This is a genomic window from Caballeronia sordidicola, from assembly GCF_000729995.1.
Classification (GTDB): Bacteria; Pseudomonadota; Gammaproteobacteria; order Burkholderiales; family Burkholderiaceae; genus Caballeronia; species Caballeronia sordidicola_A.
In genome coordinates this window covers 51,887-67,865 of record NZ_JNFG01000004.1, presented here as the reverse complement: position 1 = coordinate 67,865, position 15,979 = coordinate 51,887, and the positions used below count along the sequence as shown (strand labels likewise).

The window sequence follows — 15,979 nt, the reverse complement described above, 5'->3', positions numbered from 1 at the left end:
GATACCATGAACGAACGCGAAGTCGCCGATTACCTGATCGCCAATCCTGATTTCTTTGCCGAGCACGCCGAGTTGCTCGGTGCGATCCGGCTGTCCAATCCGCATGGCAAGTCCGCGGTGTCGCTGCAGGAGCGCCAGATGCAAATGCTCCGCGACAAGAACAAGCAGATCGAGCGCCGGTTGGCCGAGCTCCTGCGGTATGGACATGAGAACGACAGCATTGCCGCGAAGTTTCATCGATGGACAATTCGGGTCATGTCCGAGCGCGATCCGCATGCGCTGCCGAAAACCATTCCCGCTGGCCTGTGTGAAATCTTCGAGGTGCCGCAAGCCGCGCTGCGGGTGTGGGATGTCGCGGAACCGTATGCGCAAGCCGAATTCGCGCGGACCACGAGCGAGGAAGTCCGCTCCTTCACGAGTGGCCTGACCACAGCGTATTGCGGGCCGAACACCGGCTTTGAGGCGGCCCAATGGCTGACATCGGCGAGTTCGGTCTCGGTGGCATCGGCGACAACGGATGGTGTCGTCGATACCGCCAACACCACTGAATCCATCGCGCTGCTCGCGCTGCGTGATCCGTCGGCCGGCCCCGAAGCGCCCGCGTTTGGTTTGCTGGTCATGGGTTCGCCCGATCCGCGCCGGTTCCACGAAGGCATGGCCACCGACTTCCTTACACAGATCGGCACGCTCGCAAGCGCCGCGCTCAGCCGCTTGCTGCCCCACTGATATGACCGACAATCCGGTAGCCGCCTATCTGTCGATGCTCGAGCACGAGCGGCGATTATCGGACCATACGTTGCGCGGTTATACGCACGAACTCGACGAGCTGAAGAAGCTGGCCAATGGACGGGCGCTGGAATCGCTGACCGCCACGGACATGCGCGGCGCTGTGGCGCGTGCTCACGGCGGCGGGTTGTCGGCGCGCTCCATTGCACATCGGTTATCGGCATGGCGGGCGTTTTATCGGTGGCTTGCCGAGCAGGTTGAAATGCAAGCCAATCCGGTCGCGACCGTGCGCGCGCCGAAACGCGCGAAGTCCTTGCCCAAGGCGCTTTCCGTCGACGACGCCAACGCGCTGATGGAAGCGCCCCAGGCCGATACGCCTGAGGCGCTGCGGGACCACGCCATACTCGAACTGTTCTATTCGTCCGGCTTACGGCTCGCCGAACTGGTCGGGCTGGACGTGCATTTCGTGCAATCCGAAGGATATTTTTCGGCCGGCTGGCTCGACCTCGCCAGCACCGAAGTCAATGTGCTCGGCAAGGGAAACCGGCGGCGGTCGGTGCCCGTGGGCAGCAAGGCGATCACCGCGTTGCGCGCGTGGATTGAGGTGCGCGGGCAATTCGTGAAAGATGATCCGCACGCGTTGTTTTTGTCCGTGCGCGGCAACCGGATGTCGCCGAATGTGGTGCGTGACCGCGTGAAACGCATGGCTTTGCTGGCCGGCGTGCCGTCGAATGTGCATCCGCACGTCTTGCGGCATTCGTTCGCCACACACGTGCTGCAATCCAGCGGCGACCTCCGGGCTGTGCAGGAACTGCTCGGCCACGCCAGTATCGCGGCCACGCAGGTTTATACGTCGCTCGATTTCCAGCATCTGGCTCGCGTCTACGACCAGACACATCCACGCGCAAAAAAACGCGACTAGGCCGGCATGCGCGTAAGCAACGAGATGCGGGCGTGTCGCTGCGCGCAAAAACGTGGCCGACTCACCGTGAAACCGGCGTAACGGCCGAACCGCCCTAACCGCCCTACCGCCAAATTCTCTCGCTGCGAATAGAAACAGAAACAGAACACGGATCAAAACCTCTCCAACGTGCACTTCTCTGTCCCAGTTTGCGCTTTCACCGAAGACCCTCATGAACACCATCACGCTGAAACCGGCGAAAGAAAAATCGCTGGCGCGCCGCCATCCGTGGGTCTATTCGAACGCGATCGAACACGTGGAAGGCAAACCCGCGCCGGGTGCAACCGTGCTGATCCGCGCCCACGATGGCCGATTCATGGCGCGCGCATCGTACAGCCCGGTTTCGCAGATTCGCGCCCGTGTCTGGAGTTTCGATGAAAGCGAGCCCATCGATCACGCGTTTTTTAAGCGACGCGTACAACGCGCGATCGCGCACCGGCAAACGATGGTGCGCGACACCGGCGCCACGCGGCTGATTTTCGGCGAGGCGGACGGGCTGCCGGGCTTGATCGTCGATTACTACATCGCAGACGATGAAAGCCAGCGTGGCCAGTTGGTCTGCCAGTTCATGGCGACGGGCGTGGAACACTGGAAAGAGGCGATCGTGAAGGCGTTGATTGGCGCGACCGGCTGCCCGAACGTCTATGAGCGCTCGGACGTGTCGATCCGGCAGAAGGAAGGGCTCGAACAGATCACCGGCGTGCTCGCCGGCGATCCGCCCCCGGCAACGCTGATTGCGAAGGAAGGCGGGGTGCGGTACCACATCGACGTCGAACGGGGTCATAAAACGGGCTTTTATGTCGATCAACGTGACAATCGCTCGCTTGTCCGCGAATACGCGGGCGACCGGGACGTTCTCAACTGCTTCTGCTACACCGGCGGTTTTTCGCTGGCGGCGTTGAAAGGCGGTGCAAAACGCGTGGTATCGATCGACTCCTCCGGCGACGCGCTGGCCCTCGCCCAGCAAAACGTCACAGCGAACGGTTTCGATCCGCAACGCGCAGAGTGGCTCGACGCCGACGCGTTCAAGACCTTGCGCCGCTTGCATGAGGAAGGCGAGCGCTTCGACCTGATCGTGCTCGATCCGCCCAAGTTCGCGCCTTCGCGGGAACATGTGGACCGCGCCGCGCGTGCGTACAAGGACATTAACCTGACCGGCTTCAAACTGTTGCGCCCGGGCGGCCTGCTGTTCACCTATTCGTGCTCCGGCGCCATTGACGCCGATCTGTTCCAGAAGATCGTGGCAGGCGCCGCGGCCGACGCGAAAGTTGACGCGCGTATCCTGAAGCGCCTTGGCGCAGGCGTCGATCACCCGCTTTTAACCGCGTTTCCCGAAGGGGAATACCTGAAAGGCCTATTGTTGCAAATCGCGTGATCGCCCATAGTTGAACGCTTCGGACAGCGCGCGTTGAGGGGAGCACAGAGCGTCCGCTTGACAAATATGTTTCAATAATCGACCGACCGCATGTTTTAAGGCGTAGCGCAGGCTCTCAGATCACGCCCGCCGCCGAAAAACATGCCGCACGATCCTTCGACTTTAAAGAACAGGGCGACCACCATGATTCCCGTTACCATCCTGACCGGCTTTTTAGGCAGCGGCAAAACCACGTTGCTCAAGCGCATCCTGAACGACAAGCACGGCATGAAGATCGCCGTGATCGAGAACGAGTTCGGCGAAGAAAATATTGACAACGAGATCCTCGTCCAGGAAACGAACGAGCAGATCATCCAGATGAGCAACGGCTGCATCTGCTGCACGATCCGCGGCGACCTCGCGCGGGCGCTCGAAGATCTCGCCGAGCGCAAGAAGGCCGGCACGCTGAACTTCGACCGCGTAGTGATCGAGACAACCGGGCTCGCGAATCCTGGCCCGGTCGCTCAGACGTTCTTCATGGACAACAGCATCGCCGACGAATTCCTGCTCGACGCAATCATCACGCTGGTCGATGCAAAGCACGCCAACCATCAGCTAGACGAGCATGAAGTCGTCCAGCGCCAGGTGGGTTTCGCGGACCGTCTGTTCATCACGAAATCCGATCTGGTCGACGCTGCCGCGCTCGACGCGCTCAAGCACCGGCTGGTTCACATGAACCCGCGCGCCGCGATCAAAGTGGTGAATTTCGGTGAAGCGGACATCAAGGAAATCTTCGACCTGCGCGGCTTCAACCTGAACTCGAAGCTCGAAATCGATCCGGATTTCCTGGCGGAAGACGATCACGCGCACGACCATGCCGAGCACGATCATGCGCACGACGACGATCACGACCACGCCACCTGCGGCCACGATCACAGCCACGACCATGAGCATGGCCACGCGAATCACCATCACGCGCATCACGACGACAAAATCAAGTCGTTTGTATTCCGCAGCGACCGCGCCTTCGATCCGAACCGGCTCGAAGATTTCCTCGGCGGCATCCTGCAGATCTACGGCGAACGCCTGCTGCGCTACAAGGGCGTGCTGTATATGAAGGGTGTCGATCGCAAGGTCGTGTTCCAGGGTGTGCATCAGATGATGGGCAGCGATCTTGCCGCGAAATGGCAACCGATCGAAAAGAAGAACAGCAAGATGGTGTTCATTGGCATTGAGCTGCCGCAGGATTTGATCATCGACGGACTGACCGCCTGCCTGGTCTGATCGAAGAAGCGGAATACGCTGAAGCGCGAAAGTAACCGAAGTAACCGGCGAACGCGAAGCCTTCACACGAAGGCTTCGCGCCGCCGCTCGATCCAAAACCTCCATTCTCGGCACAGTTCTCGCTATTTCTCTCCTGTAGCGCAACCATTGCGGCGCTTCAGCGAAGCTAAAATCGCTGCGCCTTTAGGGGCCGCTGCTTTTTTTGCGATGAGCGTCGTTGCAATATGTGTTCACGCACGCCAAGAACCATCGCTTTTTAAACGTCAGCGCGTTATATTTTTGAGATAACGAACGAATCGCGCCGGCGTTTTGCTCAGGTGTAGTACGCATTTGCGATTCAGTTACAATACAGCCCCACTGGAGAAGCCGGTACGCCGCCAAGCCTTGACTGCAAAGCCCGGCGCGAGGGCTTGCTGAAAAGACGCTAAAAAAGGCTCCCGCCGGCGCCGCGAGCAACGTTTCACCGTTATATTGCAAACCCGGCAAGAGAGTGGAAGTGACGAGTAAGGTGTTGTTCCGAACATCGGGCACCGGTCGAATCGCTTGAAAATCAGTACAGATGAATCGGTCTAGATGAATCCGGCCCCGCGTGGCGCCGTCCAGCGCCCGAGAGTCGCAGCCCGTTTAGCGTAGTAAGTGCATGCAGTAATTGTTGGCGAGTATCGCTGGAGTGAGGGTAACCGAACGACAGCGGCGGCGAGCGCGGCGAGCGACCGCGAAGATGGCGAACGACATCGCCCCACATTGAAGAAGCAAGCCAGATGACGACGAAACGATTGTTGACCGAAGACGAAATCCTGAAGATGGCCGACAAGGATTACATGAACGAGGATCAACTCGCGTTCTTCAGGATCCGACTGGAACAGCTGCAGACCGACATTCTCAAGAATGCGGGCCAGACGACGGAAAACCTGCGGGAAACCGTCATCGTTCCGGACCCGGCTGATCGCGCGACGATCGAGGAAGAGCACGCGCTCGAACTGCGCACGCGCGACCGCGAACGCAAGCTGCTGAAGAAAGTTCAGCAATCGCTGGCGCGTATCGAGTCGGGCGATTACGGCTGGTGCGAGGAAACAGGCGAGCCGATCGGCATTCCGCGCCTGATCGCGCGCCCGACGGCGACGCTCTCGCTCGAAGCGCAGGAACGACGCGAACTGCGCCAGAAGCTGTTCGGGGACTGATCGGCCGGTCGAGCATACGCTGCGGCCTGGGCCGCGGCGGGAAACTTGCCGGCTGGGATTTGTATCGAAGAGATTGGAAAGCGCTTGAAAACACGCTTGAAACACAAAAGGCACACGAAAAATCGTGTGCCTTTTTGTTTTTGTGCCCCGTTTTTTCGGCTGATAAGGCTTATTCCATAAGGCTGGCACGTCCAAAACGCCATCCCGCACAAGATGCCGCAAGACGCGCCTTGATAAACTCCGCAGCGCCCTAAAATGAACTGGACGCGCTCTCGTAGCGCGGACGTGGCCAGGGTCCGGTCGAGCGCAACCTTGCAGCGCGTCCGGGCTCCTCACGCTCCCCAAGGATTCCCCGGCGGCGCGGCGGCATACCGGTCAACCGGCTGCCGCGCCCACTCCGCTTTCATAGGAATGCACATGGAACAATTTCACGGCACGACTATCGTCTCCGTAAGACTCGGCGACAAGGTCGCCCTCGGTGGCGACGGCCAGGTCACCCTCGGCAATATCGTGATGAAAGGCGGCGCGAAGAAAGTGCGCCGCATCTATGGCGGCAAGGTCCTGGTCGGTTTCGCGGGGGGCACAGCCGACGCGTTTTCACTCCTCGACCGCTTCGAAGCCAAGCTGGAAAAACACCAGGGCAACCTGACACGCGCCGCCGTCGAGCTTGCGAAAGACTGGCGCACGGACCGCATGCTGCGCCGTCTGGAAGCCATGCTGATTGCCGCCGACGCCCAAACCACGCTCGTCATCACGGGTAACGGCGACGTACTCGATCCGGAAAACGGCATTTGCGCGATCGGTTCGGGCGGTGCGTACGCGCAGGCCGCAGCACAAGCGCTCGCCGAAAACACCGAACTCTCGCCGCGCGATATCGTCGAAAAGGCACTGACAATCGCGGGCGACATGTGCATTTATACGAATCACAATCGCGTCATCGAGACGATCGAGTAACACGGCTTTCGCGTATTCGCGAGCACAGGACAAGGACCAACGATGACAACCATGACTCCCGCCGAGATCGTCTCGGAACTCGATAAACACATCATCGGCCAGGGCCGCGCGAAAAAAGCGGTCGCTGTCGCGCTGCGCAACCGGTGGCGGCGTCAGCAGGTCGCCGAACCGCTGCGCCAGGAAATCACCCCGAAGAACATCCTGATGATCGGACCGACCGGCGTCGGCAAGACGGAAATCGCGCGGCGTCTGGCGAAGCTTGCCGACGCGCCGTTCATCAAGATTGAAGCAACGAAGTTCACCGAAGTCGGCTACGTCGGTCGCGATGTGGACAGCATCGTGCGCGACCTGATCGAAATTTCGGTCAAGCAGACGCGCGAAAGCGAGATGCGCAAAGTGCGTTCGCGCGCCATCGATCGCGCCGAGGATCGGATCCTGGACATTCTGCTGCCGAGCGCGCGGCCGGCGGCAGGTTTCGGCACGGCCGAGTTGCAGGACGACAGCGCGAACAGCACGCGCCAGACGTTCCGCAAGCGCCTGCGCGAAGGTCTGCTCGACGACAAGGAAGTGGAGATCGACATTGAAGGGCCGCAGCCAAGCATGGACATCATGGGGCCGCCGGGCATGGAGGAAATGACCGACCAGATCCGCTCCATGTTCGCGAATATCGGCGGCGGCAAGAAGACGCACCGCAAGGTGAAGGTCAAGGACGCGCTGAAGCTGCTCACCGACGAAGAAGCCGGCAAGCTGCTGAATGACGAAGAGGTCAAGACGAAGGCTATTCAGAACGTCGAGCAGAATGGCATCGTGTTCCTGGACGAGATCGACAAGATCGCGTCGCGCAGTGAGACGGGTGGCGCGGAAGTATCGCGGGCCGGTGTGCAGCGCGACCTGCTGCCGCTTGTGGAAGGCACCACCATCAATACGAAATACGGGATGATCAAGACCGACCACATCCTGTTTATCGCCAGCGGTGCGTTCCATCTGGCCAAGCCGAGCGACCTGATCCCCGAACTGCAAGGGCGTTTTCCGATTCGCGTCGAACTGGATTCGCTGTCCGTTGAGGATTTCGAATCCATTCTGAATACGACCGACGCCAGTCTTGTGAAGCAGTACACGGCGTTGTTGGCAACGGAAGACGTCGAACTGGCTTTCAGCACGGACGGTATTCGCCGGATGGCAGAGATTGCGTTTTCAGTGAATGAGAAGACGGAGAATATCGGTGCGCGGCGGCTTTATACCGTGATCGAAAAGTTGCTCGAAGAAGTGTCGTTTGCGGCGGGCAATCACACGGGTCATCCGGTGAAAATTGACGCCGCTTATGTCGATAAAGCGTTGAACGATGTAGCCGAAGACGAAGATTTGTCGCGCTACGTGCTGTAACGCGATTCGAGTCAAAAAAGGGCGGTTCACGGTTTCAGCAAATGACTGAAATCGTGAACCGCCCTTTTACGTTCTACATAACGTTTATTGCCGCACGGGTTTCTTCGCCAGCTTGCGCTGCAGTGTCCGCCGATGCATGTTCAATGCTCGCGCCGTAGCCGAAATATTGTTGCCGTTCTCGGCAAGCACGCGCTGAATATGCTCCCACTCCAGGCGCGCAACAGATAACAACGCCGGGTGCTCGATCGCTTCTTCGGCCGTCTGCTCGCTGGCCTCCTCCTGCAGCGCGGACAGGATTGTCTCGACGTTTGCCGGCTTCGCCAGATAATTATCGGCGCCGTCCTTCACGGCCTGAACCGCCGTCGCGATGCTCGCATAACCCGTTAGCACGAGAATTCGCGCATCAGGTTGAAGATCGCGCAAGGGCGCGACGAGCGTCAATCCTGAATCGTGGCCGAGGTGCAGATCGACAGTGATCTGGCCGAACTTCTGCGTGTTCGCCAATCGCAACGCCGTGGCGGCGTCGTGCGCCTGATGCGGCGTATAGCCGCGGCGCGTCAGTCCGCGCGCGAGGATGCCCGAGAAGACCTCATCGTCGTCGATGACCAAAAAATTTGTATCGCTCATGCTCTTTTCTCCGTAGTGACGGAAGCGGCGACCCCGCCGCGGCCCGTCCGTGCTGCTTTTTCCCGCGATTCGGGGGCGCTTGTGTCGGTGAGACGCAGGATGGCGTGCGTACCGTGCGGACTGGCTGGCGTGAGTTCGATCGACCCGCCAAGCCGCGTTGCCGCTGAGAATGCCAGATACAAGCCGACACCGTGGCCGCCTTGCGTACTGTCGACGGGCATCGCGCCGAGCGAACCCCGCAATGCCGCCGGAATCCCGGGGCCTTGATCGCGGACATCGAATTGAATCACGGGCTCGCCAAGATGCCGGTTTGCCGACGTCATCAGCGTCACCGAATCGCTGCTGGCCCGCGCAGCATTATCCAGCAGAATAGTCAGTATTTGCCCTACCGCGACGGGATCGCTGAGAAACAGCCCCGCGCGCTTGTGCTCCTCCGCTTCATTTTCCGACTCATTTCCTGACTCAATCAACTCGAAACGCACGTGCGGATGGCGCAGCCGCCATTGTTCGACAAACCCATGCAGCCAGTCATCCAGCGGTTGCCGCGGCGCGGGTACGGTCGCGCGACTGCGCAGGCGCGCGAGCGCGGACGTGCACAGCGTCATTTGCTGCTCGAGGAGTTCGATATCGGCGGAATAAGGGGCGAGATGTGGGTCGTGACGGGCGGAATCGCGTAACTCCTCGCTCAGCATCGCGATGGTCGACAGCGGCGTGCCAATTTCGTGCGCGACCGTTGCCGCCTGGACACCCAGCGCCACGGCGCGCTCGTCGCGCAGAAGCCGCTCCTGGGCATCGGCCAGCGCAAAATCCCGCGCTCGCAGCGCCCGCGACATCCGCGCCACGAACCAGCCGATCAACCCCACGCTGACCATGAAGTTCACCCACAGCCCAATGCGGAAATATTCGAACAAATTCAGCGGATCTTCTATGTTCAGCGGCACGTAGCTGACCGTCAGCAACGAATAACAGACGACCGCGAACAACGCGAGCCAGGCCATCAGCCGCCACGGCAGCACGGCGGAAGCAATTGCCAGCGACGGCAGGTACAGCGTGACAAAAGGATTCGTCGCGCCGCCGCTCAGGAACAGCAAGGCGGACAACGCACCGAGATCGACCCAAAGCTGCCCGAACAACTCCAGATTCGTTTCAGGCTGCGCGCGCGCAACGCGTACCCATGTCAACGCGTTGAACAATACCTCGAGCGCGACAACGGTCAGCATGGCCGCTAGCGGGAGATGCGCACCATAGAACGTCTGTACGACAGCGATCGTCCCCAATTGACCGATGATCGCCAGACTGCGAAGCCAAAACAGGTGACCGAGATTGACGCGGCCGGTGTTCGTTATTCGATGCATCGCGGTGAATTTCACCTCAAATTTCAGATTAGTCTAATGGTTGGATATAGCCGCTTGCCGCACCATCTAGCGTTGTCTCGTACAGGGCGGCCAGGCCGCATACACAAAATGACTAACAGCCCATCCTCCCGCCCCAATCAGCTTCTCAGCGAAGCGCCGCAAACCGGCGCCGTTCAAGACACCATTATCCCGCGCGCGCTGAACGCATTCATTGACAACGCTCGCAGCGCGAACGCGCAAGGCAATCAGGTCGAGCGCGCCGTTTGGCTGCAGGCCGCCATGATGTTGCAATCCGATCAGCCGGAGACGGGCCTCGACCTGGTCGACTCCATGCTGAAACAAAACCGCATTGGCGATGGAATTCAGCTCGCGGCTCAACTTGTCGATCGTCATCCGCAGCACGCGCTTGCGCTCTGGCATCTCGGTTATGCGCTCCAGCTCGCCAACCGTCACACGGACGCCATTCCCTTCTACGAACGCGCCCACGCAATCAATCCGGCCGTCCCGACCCTGCGCAACAACCTGGCGGTCGCGTACGAACTCACTGGCAGCGAAGATAAAGCACTGACCATGCTGGAAGAAGCCGTCGCCGCGAATGCCGACGATATCGAAGCGTGGACGAATCTGACGCGCGTGTATCCGCGCCGCCTGCAACTTGAGCATGCGCTGGCGGCCGGCAAGCGCGCGGTTGAGATCAATCCGTCGAATGCGCTCGCGTTGTCGAACTACAGTCTCGCGCTGAAAGAAGCGCAGCGCTGGCCGGAGGCCACTGAAGCAGCGAAGACCGCCGCCGACATCGCGCCCGGAATGGCACGTCTTCCGTTCAATCTCTCCATTCTCGATCTCGTGCAGGGCAATTACGCGCGCGGCTGGGCCAATTTTGAAACACGCTGGAACGGTTCAAGCGAACTGCGCAACTCACACCCCAACTTCGCCATGCCACGATGGAACGGCGAATCTCTGCGCGACAAGACCTTGTTGCTGTGGGGCGAGCAAGGTTTCGGCGACGCGCTGCAGTTCTCGCGTTTCCTCCCGATGCTCGCGAAAAAGGTTCACGCGCAGGGCGGCACGCTGATATGGGTCGCCTTTAAGGCAGTGCATCCGCTGATGGCGCGTATGGCGCCGAAAGGAGTCGAGTGCCTGCCGCACGACGCACCGCTGCCCGCGTTCGACTTCCATTTCCCGTTGCTAAGCCTGCCGCTGCACTTCGGGATCGATGCGGACACTATTCCGGCGAAGCGCGCGTATCTTTCCGCCGATGCCGACCTCGCCGCCGACTGGCGCACTGAGTTCGCCGCCGACAAACGCTTGCGCGTAGGCCTTGTATGGAGCGGCAGCGAAGGCCATCAGCGCAACATGTTCCGCAGCGTGGGCATCGAGCGGTATGCGAAAGCGTTCAGCGGGATCGAGAATGTGGCGTTCTTCTCGCTGCAGAAGGATGCGTCGGGCGCGGTATCCACGGCTCGGGACGGTGGCTTCGAGATCGCGGATCGCACCGGCAAGTTTGAAACGTTCGACGACACGGCAGCGTTCATCGACTCACTTGATCTCGTTATTACCGTTTGCACGAGCGTGGCGCATCTGGCGGCGGCGCTCGGCAAGCCGACCTGGATTCTCCTCGACACCAATCCGCACTGGGTCTGGCAACTGGAGCGCACTGACAGCCCGTGGTATCCGACCGCGACGCTTTACAGGCAGGAAGAATTTTCGAAGTGGGAGCCGGTGATGGACGACGTCGCACGTGATTTGGCTGCGCTAGCGGCAACACATACGGGCGCGGCGCCCCGCAAGCGAGTGAAGAAAGCGGCTGTGTAAGCGCCAAGAGGGTTTCAAGTCAGCAGAAAGCGGCGATTCGGCAACGAATCGCCGCTTTTTTGCGTGCGCGATTGCTCCACTTGGGCCACTGCGCCGACACGAAAACCACGTGCTCACACATCCCTGCAACTCAGCAGCGAACGCGTCATTCACATGTTTATGCTACGTTGCGTTTCTTCACGCAAACAATCCGGGCAGAGACACGTCATGCGCGGATTCAAGCGCTCGGCCGGCAAAGCCGGAAACGCTCCGCACCAGCATTGCGCATCGCCGGATTGCTGGGCACAGCGGAAAAACGCTCCGCACAAGGCGCAGCGTTGAGGAGCGGGGTCGGTTGAACTCATGATTGGGGCAAGCCTTTTGAAAACGCAGCACACAGTCACGAGCCGCATTGCGCGCGACGCGGCCGTTGCCGAAGCGCCACGTTTCGACCCGCCCACGAATGCCCGATCGCATTATTATTTCACGCGCCAACCCCATACTGGCGCGACCAGAGGCTAACTTTCACCCGTCGCCGGAATGCTATCGGAAACGCATGATGCAGCGCGTCAGTCCTGTACAATTCCGCCTGTTTAAACTGCTCCTCGCCTTATCGCCGCCATGTCCGAGCTTCCCGACCTTACGCAGATCGCGCCGACCCTGAAAGCCGAAATCCTGGCCGAGGCGTTGCCCTATATTCGCCAGTATCACGGCAAGACGATCGTGATCAAATACGGCGGCAATGCCATGACCGAGGAGCGCCTGAAACAGGGCTTCGCGCGCGACGTGATCCTGCTGAAACTGGTCGGTATCAATCCGGTGATCGTGCACGGCGGCGGTCCGCAGATCGACCAGGCGCTCAAGAAGATCGGCAAGCAGGGCACGTTTATCCAGGGCATGCGCGTCACCGACGAAGAAACCATGGAAGTCGTGGAATGGGTGCTCGGCGGCGAAGTGCAGCAGGACATCGTCACGCTGATCAATCATTTCGGCGGCCATGCGGTCGGTCTCACCGGCAAGGACGGCGGCCTGATCCACGCCCGCAAGTTAATGATGCCGGATCGCGATAATCCGGGCGAATTCATCGATATCGGGCAGGTGGGTGAAGTCGAAGCTATCAATCCGGCCGTCGTGAAGGCGCTGCAAGACGACGCGTTTATTCCGGTCATTTCGCCAATCGGCTTCGGTGAAGACGGTCTGTCTTACAACATCAACGCCGATCTGGTCGCGGGCAAGCTCGCCGTGGTGCTGAACGCCGAGAAGCTCGTGATGATGACGAACATCCCAGGGGTGATGGACAAGGAAGGCAATCTGCTGACCGATCTCTCGGCACGCGAGATTGACGCGCTGTTTGCCGACGGCACCATTTCCGGCGGCATGTTGCCGAAGATTTCATCGGCGCTTGATGCTGCGAAGAGCGGCGTGCGCTCGGTGCATATTATCGATGGGCGAATCGAGCATTCGGTGCTGCTCGAGATCCTGACCGAACAGCCGTTCGGGACAATGATCCGTTCGCATTGAACGTGGAATCTGCCGGCGCTCGAATTGAGCTTTTGCGTTCATCCCGACGCCGGTTGAATGCGCACAAGCGCCCCGTCTGGTTATTCGATCTCGACAACACGCTGCATCACGCGTCGCATGCGATTTTCCCCGCGATCAATCGCGGGATGACGCAATACATCATCGACCGGTTGGGTGTGGATGTCGACGAAGCCAACCGGTTGCGGACCGGCTATACGCAGCGATACGGCGCCACCCTCCTCGGGTTGGTGCGCCATCATCCCGTCGATGCCGCCGACTTCCTGCATGTCGTGCATACCTTCGCCGATCTCGGATCCATGGTCCGTGCCGAACGCGGTCTCGCGCGAATGATCCGCGGGCTTCCGGGGCGGAAAATCGTGTTGACCAACGGGCCGTCGATTTATGCCCACGCAGTGCTCGACGAACTGGGTATCGCCAAGCTGTTTGAACGCGTGATTGCTATCGAGGATATGCAGGATCGAAGCGGTTATTGGCGCGCGAAGCCCGATGCAGGCATGCTTCGACGCGCGATGCGACGCGCTCATGTGCCACTTTCCGATGCCGTTCTTGTTGAAGACACGCGCGGGCATCTGAAAAGCTATAAGCGTTTGGGAATTCGCACGGTGTGGATCACGGGGCATCTGCCGTCGGTTTTAAATGCCAGCGGAGCGAAGTCGCTTCGGTCACCGACTAGCAGCCGGCCCCATTACGTCGATCTCAAGATCCGGTCTTTGAAAGGCTTGCGCGGTCTCGGCTAGACCCAATCGCGCGCAATCAACCCGAAGCGCAAAAGTAGTACGGACTTCAAACGTCATCGCCTGTCTCGGTGCTCCGGGCCACCCCGTAGCTCCCTTTCCCGTTTTTCCGATATACTTCACCGCTATCCTGATTTGTTTCAACGCGCCGATTTGCTGACTCGATTGCGGGCGCGCGAACCCTGACCCGGTTCACTATAAATGCGGCTAAAGAGGTTGTCAGCCGCGCCGCTTGGGTCTCTGCAGCGCATCGCCGACGCCGTTTAGCCGCCCTGTTTTCTCTAGGCGGAATGAATGGAATCAATCGGCATCGTCACTCCCCAAACACTGCATTTCACTGAACCGCTGCGCATGCAAAATGGCAGCTTGCTCGGTGACTACGATCTCGTCGTCGAAACCTACGGCACGCTCAATGCCGCCCGCTCGAACGCCGTGCTGGTCTGCCATGCGCTGAACGCCTCGCATCACGTCGCGGGCGTTTATGCCGATGACCCCAAGAACGTCGGCTGGTGGGACAACATGGTGGGACCGGGCAAGCCGCTCGATACCAGCCGTTTTTTTGTCATCGGCATCAATAACCTCGGCTCGTGTTTCGGCTCGACCGGCCCCATGAGCGTGAACGCCGCCACCGGCAAACCCTACGGCGCGAGTTTCCCCGTTGTCACGGTTGAAGACTGGGTCCACGCGCAGGCTCGCGTAGCGGATCTATACGGTATCGAGCGCTTCGCCGCGGTCATGGGCGGCAGCCTCGGCGGCATGCAGGCTTTGGCCTGGAGCATGATGTATCCGGATCGCGTGGCGCATTGCATTGTGGTGGCATCGACGCCGAAACTCTCCGCGCAAAACATTGCGTTCAACGAAGTCGCACGCTCCGCCATCCTGTCCGATCCTGATTTCCACGGCGGCGATTATTACGCGCACAACATCAAGCCGCGTCGTGGCTTGCGGGTCGCGCGCATGATCGGGCACATCACATATCTGTCGGACGACGACATGGCCGCCAAGTTCGGCCGCGCGTTGCGTCGGGCGGAAGGCGCTGTGGATGCGTACAACTTCAACTTCGATGTCGAGTTCGAAGTGGAGTCGTATCTGCGATATCAAGGCGATAAATTCGCCGAATACTTCGATGCCAACACGTATCTGCTGATCACGCGCGCGCTGGATTATTTCGATCCCGCCAAGGCGTTCGACGGCGACCTGACCAAGTCGCTCGCCCACACCACTGCGAAATACCTGATCGCAAGCTTCTCGACAGATTGGCGCTTTGCACCCGCGCGCTCGCGCGAACTGGTGAAATCGCTGCTCGATCACAAACGCACGGTGAGCTACGCCGAAATCGATGCGCCACATGGCCACGATGCCTTCCTGCTCGACGACGCCCGTTATCACAACCTGATGCGCGCCTATTACGAACGCATTGCCGCCGAGGTGGGCGCATGAACCAAATCACGCTGGACTCTCTCTCTTTGCGCTCGGACTTTCGGGCAATCGCGCGCTGGGTTGAACCGAACTCATCGGTGCTCGATCTGGGTTGCGGCGATGGGTCGCTGCTCTCGCTGCTCGCCGAAGAACTCGATGTGATGGGCTATGGCATTGAAATCAACGACGCCGGCGTGCTTGCGTGCGCCCAGAAAGGCGTGAACGTCATCCAGCAGAACCTGGAAGACGGTTTGCGCCTGTTCGAAGACAGCAGTTTCGACTTCGCGATCCTGTCGCAGACGCTGCAAACGATCCATCAAACCGCCGCGATACTGCGTGAAACGGTGCGGGTCGGGCGCGAATGCATCGTGTCGTTTCCTAACTTCGGTTACTGGCGGCATCGGCTGACCGTGTTGCAGGGACGCATGCCGGTGTCGAAAACGCTGCCGTATCAATGGCATAACACGCCGAACGTGCGCGTTCTCACCATTCGGGATTTCGAGGCGCTGGCGCCGGAAGTGGGTATCGAGATCCTCGATCGCGCGGTGCTGCACGGTGGGCAGTCCATCCGTTGGGGGGCGAACTGGCGTGGTAGCCTTGCGGTCTATCGCGTAAAGCGAAGCTGAACTGAGCTTGCCGGTTCGTCGCTCGCGCACCGCTTACTG

General features: G+C 60.0%; 16 protein-coding genes. 12 read left to right on the top strand and 4 right to left on the bottom strand.

What is annotated here, in order from left to right; genetic code table 11:
- The first annotated feature begins 6 nt into the window (after positions 1–6).
- The 7 genes from FH08_RS0103550 (at position 7) to hslU (ending at position 7,843) form a co-directional block, all read left to right on the top strand.
- The gene (locus FH08_RS0103550) at positions 7–726 is read left to right on the top strand and encodes a DUF484 family protein (RefSeq protein ID WP_031356994.1); all 720 of its coding nucleotides are present in this window, start codon (positions 7–9) and stop codon (positions 724–726) included.
- Between the two features lies 1 nt (position 727).
- Positions 728–1,648 carry a tyrosine recombinase XerC gene (gene xerC, locus FH08_RS0103545; protein ID WP_031356993.1) on the top strand — a complete coding sequence of 307 codons (921 nt, stop codon included), beginning with the start codon at positions 728–730 and terminating at the stop codon, positions 1,646–1,648.
- A 211-nt stretch (positions 1,649–1,859) separates the two neighbouring features.
- Positions 1,860–3,062, top strand: coding sequence for a class I SAM-dependent rRNA methyltransferase (locus FH08_RS0103540; protein WP_031356992.1), 1,203 nt, complete (start codon positions 1,860–1,862; stop codon positions 3,060–3,062).
- Positions 3,063–3,245: 183 nt separating this feature from the next.
- Positions 3,246–4,325 carry a CobW family GTP-binding protein gene (locus FH08_RS0103535; protein ID WP_031356991.1) on the top strand — a complete coding sequence of 360 codons (1,080 nt, stop codon included), beginning with the start codon at positions 3,246–3,248 and terminating at the stop codon, positions 4,323–4,325.
- Between the two features lie 761 nt (positions 4,326–5,086).
- On the top strand, positions 5,087–5,506 hold the full coding sequence (gene dksA, locus FH08_RS0103530; protein ID WP_031356990.1) for an RNA polymerase-binding protein DksA: 420 nt from the start codon (positions 5,087–5,089) through the stop codon (positions 5,504–5,506).
- A gap of 417 nt (positions 5,507–5,923) precedes the next feature.
- Positions 5,924–6,460, top strand: coding sequence for an ATP-dependent protease subunit HslV (gene hslV / locus FH08_RS0103525; protein WP_031356989.1), 537 nt, complete (start codon positions 5,924–5,926; stop codon positions 6,458–6,460).
- Positions 6,461–6,502: 42 nt separating this feature from the next.
- Positions 6,503–7,843 (top strand): ATP-dependent protease ATPase subunit HslU, encoded by a 1,341-nt coding sequence (hslU, locus tag FH08_RS0103520; protein ID WP_031356988.1) that lies wholly within the window; start codon positions 6,503–6,505, stop codon positions 7,841–7,843.
- A gap of 84 nt (positions 7,844–7,927) precedes the next feature.
- Here the strand turns inward: hslU and FH08_RS0103515 are convergent, their stop codons facing one another.
- The 3 genes from FH08_RS0103515 to FH08_RS54295 form a co-directional block, all read right to left on the bottom strand.
- Positions 7,928–8,470, bottom strand: coding sequence for a response regulator transcription factor (locus tag FH08_RS0103515; protein WP_031356987.1), 543 nt, complete (start codon positions 8,468–8,470; stop codon positions 7,928–7,930).
- A complete protein-coding gene (locus tag FH08_RS54300; RefSeq protein ID WP_419177985.1) occupies positions 8,467–9,075 on the bottom strand; it encodes a sensor histidine kinase in 609 nt (202 codons plus the stop codon). The genes FH08_RS0103515 and FH08_RS54300 overlap by 4 nt, the downstream gene beginning before the upstream one ends.
- Positions 9,076–9,467: 392 nt before the next feature.
- Positions 9,468–9,527, bottom strand: coding sequence for a hypothetical protein (locus FH08_RS54295; RefSeq protein ID WP_419177984.1), 60 nt, complete (start codon positions 9,525–9,527; stop codon positions 9,468–9,470).
- A 406-nt stretch (positions 9,528–9,933) separates the two neighbouring features.
- Between FH08_RS54295 and FH08_RS0103505 the strand changes: the two genes are divergently transcribed.
- Positions 9,934–11,640 (top strand): tetratricopeptide repeat protein, encoded by a 1,707-nt coding sequence (locus tag FH08_RS0103505; RefSeq protein WP_081889344.1) that lies wholly within the window; start codon positions 9,934–9,936, stop codon positions 11,638–11,640.
- Between the two features lie 149 nt (positions 11,641–11,789).
- Here the strand turns inward: FH08_RS0103505 and FH08_RS50230 are convergent, their stop codons facing one another.
- Positions 11,790–11,984, bottom strand: a complete 195-nt coding sequence (locus tag FH08_RS50230) for a cysteine-rich CWC family protein (protein WP_075583281.1) — start codon at positions 11,982–11,984, stop codon at positions 11,790–11,792.
- A 256-nt stretch (positions 11,985–12,240) separates the two neighbouring features.
- Between FH08_RS50230 and argB the strand changes: the two genes are divergently transcribed.
- From argB to metW, 4 genes are all read left to right on the top strand, one after another.
- Positions 12,241–13,140: an acetylglutamate kinase gene (argB, locus tag FH08_RS0103495; protein WP_031356983.1), complete on the top strand. Its 900-nt coding sequence runs from the start codon at positions 12,241–12,243 to the stop codon at positions 13,138–13,140.
- Between the two features lie 32 nt (positions 13,141–13,172).
- The gene (locus FH08_RS0103490) at positions 13,173–13,898 is read left to right on the top strand and encodes a pyrimidine 5'-nucleotidase (RefSeq protein ID WP_235210275.1); all 726 of its coding nucleotides are present in this window, start codon (positions 13,173–13,175) and stop codon (positions 13,896–13,898) included.
- Positions 13,899–14,189: 291 nt separating this feature from the next.
- On the top strand, positions 14,190–15,335 hold the full coding sequence (gene metX / locus FH08_RS0103485) for a homoserine O-succinyltransferase MetX (protein ID WP_031356981.1): 1,146 nt from the start codon (positions 14,190–14,192) through the stop codon (positions 15,333–15,335).
- The gene (gene metW / locus FH08_RS0103480) at positions 15,332–15,940 is read left to right on the top strand and encodes a methionine biosynthesis protein MetW (RefSeq protein ID WP_031356980.1); all 609 of its coding nucleotides are present in this window, start codon (positions 15,332–15,334) and stop codon (positions 15,938–15,940) included. Before metX ends, metW begins: the two co-directional genes overlap by 4 nt.
- Positions 15,941–15,979 lie beyond the last annotated feature (39 nt).

What these genes read in the sequence shown, in the direction of transcription:
- dksA (WP_031356990.1), top strand. Translation starts at nt 5,087, where the DNA reads ATGACGACGAAACGATTGTTGACCGAAGACGAAATCCTGAAGATGGCC.
- FH08_RS0103540 (WP_031356992.1), top strand. Translation starts at nt 1,860, where the DNA reads ATGAACACCATCACGCTGAAACCGGCGAAAGAAAAATCGCTGGCGCGC.
- argB (WP_031356983.1), top strand. Translation starts at nt 12,241, where the DNA reads ATGTCCGAGCTTCCCGACCTTACGCAGATCGCGCCGACCCTGAAAGCC.
- FH08_RS50230 (WP_075583281.1), bottom strand. Translation starts at nt 11,984, where the DNA reads ATGAGTTCAACCGACCCCGCTCCTCAACGCTGCGCCTTGTGCGGAGCG.
- FH08_RS0103550 (WP_031356994.1), top strand. Translation starts at nt 7, where the DNA reads ATGAACGAACGCGAAGTCGCCGATTACCTGATCGCCAATCCTGATTTC.
- hslV (WP_031356989.1), top strand. Translation starts at nt 5,924, where the DNA reads ATGGAACAATTTCACGGCACGACTATCGTCTCCGTAAGACTCGGCGAC.
- FH08_RS54300 (WP_419177985.1), bottom strand. Translation starts at nt 9,075, where the DNA reads ATGACGCTGTGCACGTCCGCGCTCGCGCGCCTGCGCAGTCGCGCGACC.
- hslU (WP_031356988.1), top strand. Translation starts at nt 6,503, where the DNA reads ATGACAACCATGACTCCCGCCGAGATCGTCTCGGAACTCGATAAACAC.
- metW (WP_031356980.1), top strand. Translation starts at nt 15,332, where the DNA reads ATGAACCAAATCACGCTGGACTCTCTCTCTTTGCGCTCGGACTTTCGG.
- metX (WP_031356981.1), top strand. Translation starts at nt 14,190, where the DNA reads ATGGAATCAATCGGCATCGTCACTCCCCAAACACTGCATTTCACTGAA.
- FH08_RS0103535 (WP_031356991.1), top strand. Translation starts at nt 3,246, where the DNA reads ATGATTCCCGTTACCATCCTGACCGGCTTTTTAGGCAGCGGCAAAACC.
- FH08_RS0103505 (WP_081889344.1), top strand. Translation starts at nt 9,934, where the DNA reads ATGACTAACAGCCCATCCTCCCGCCCCAATCAGCTTCTCAGCGAAGCG.
- FH08_RS0103515 (WP_031356987.1), bottom strand. Translation starts at nt 8,470, where the DNA reads ATGAGCGATACAAATTTTTTGGTCATCGACGACGATGAGGTCTTCTCG.
- xerC (WP_031356993.1), top strand. Translation starts at nt 728, where the DNA reads ATGACCGACAATCCGGTAGCCGCCTATCTGTCGATGCTCGAGCACGAG.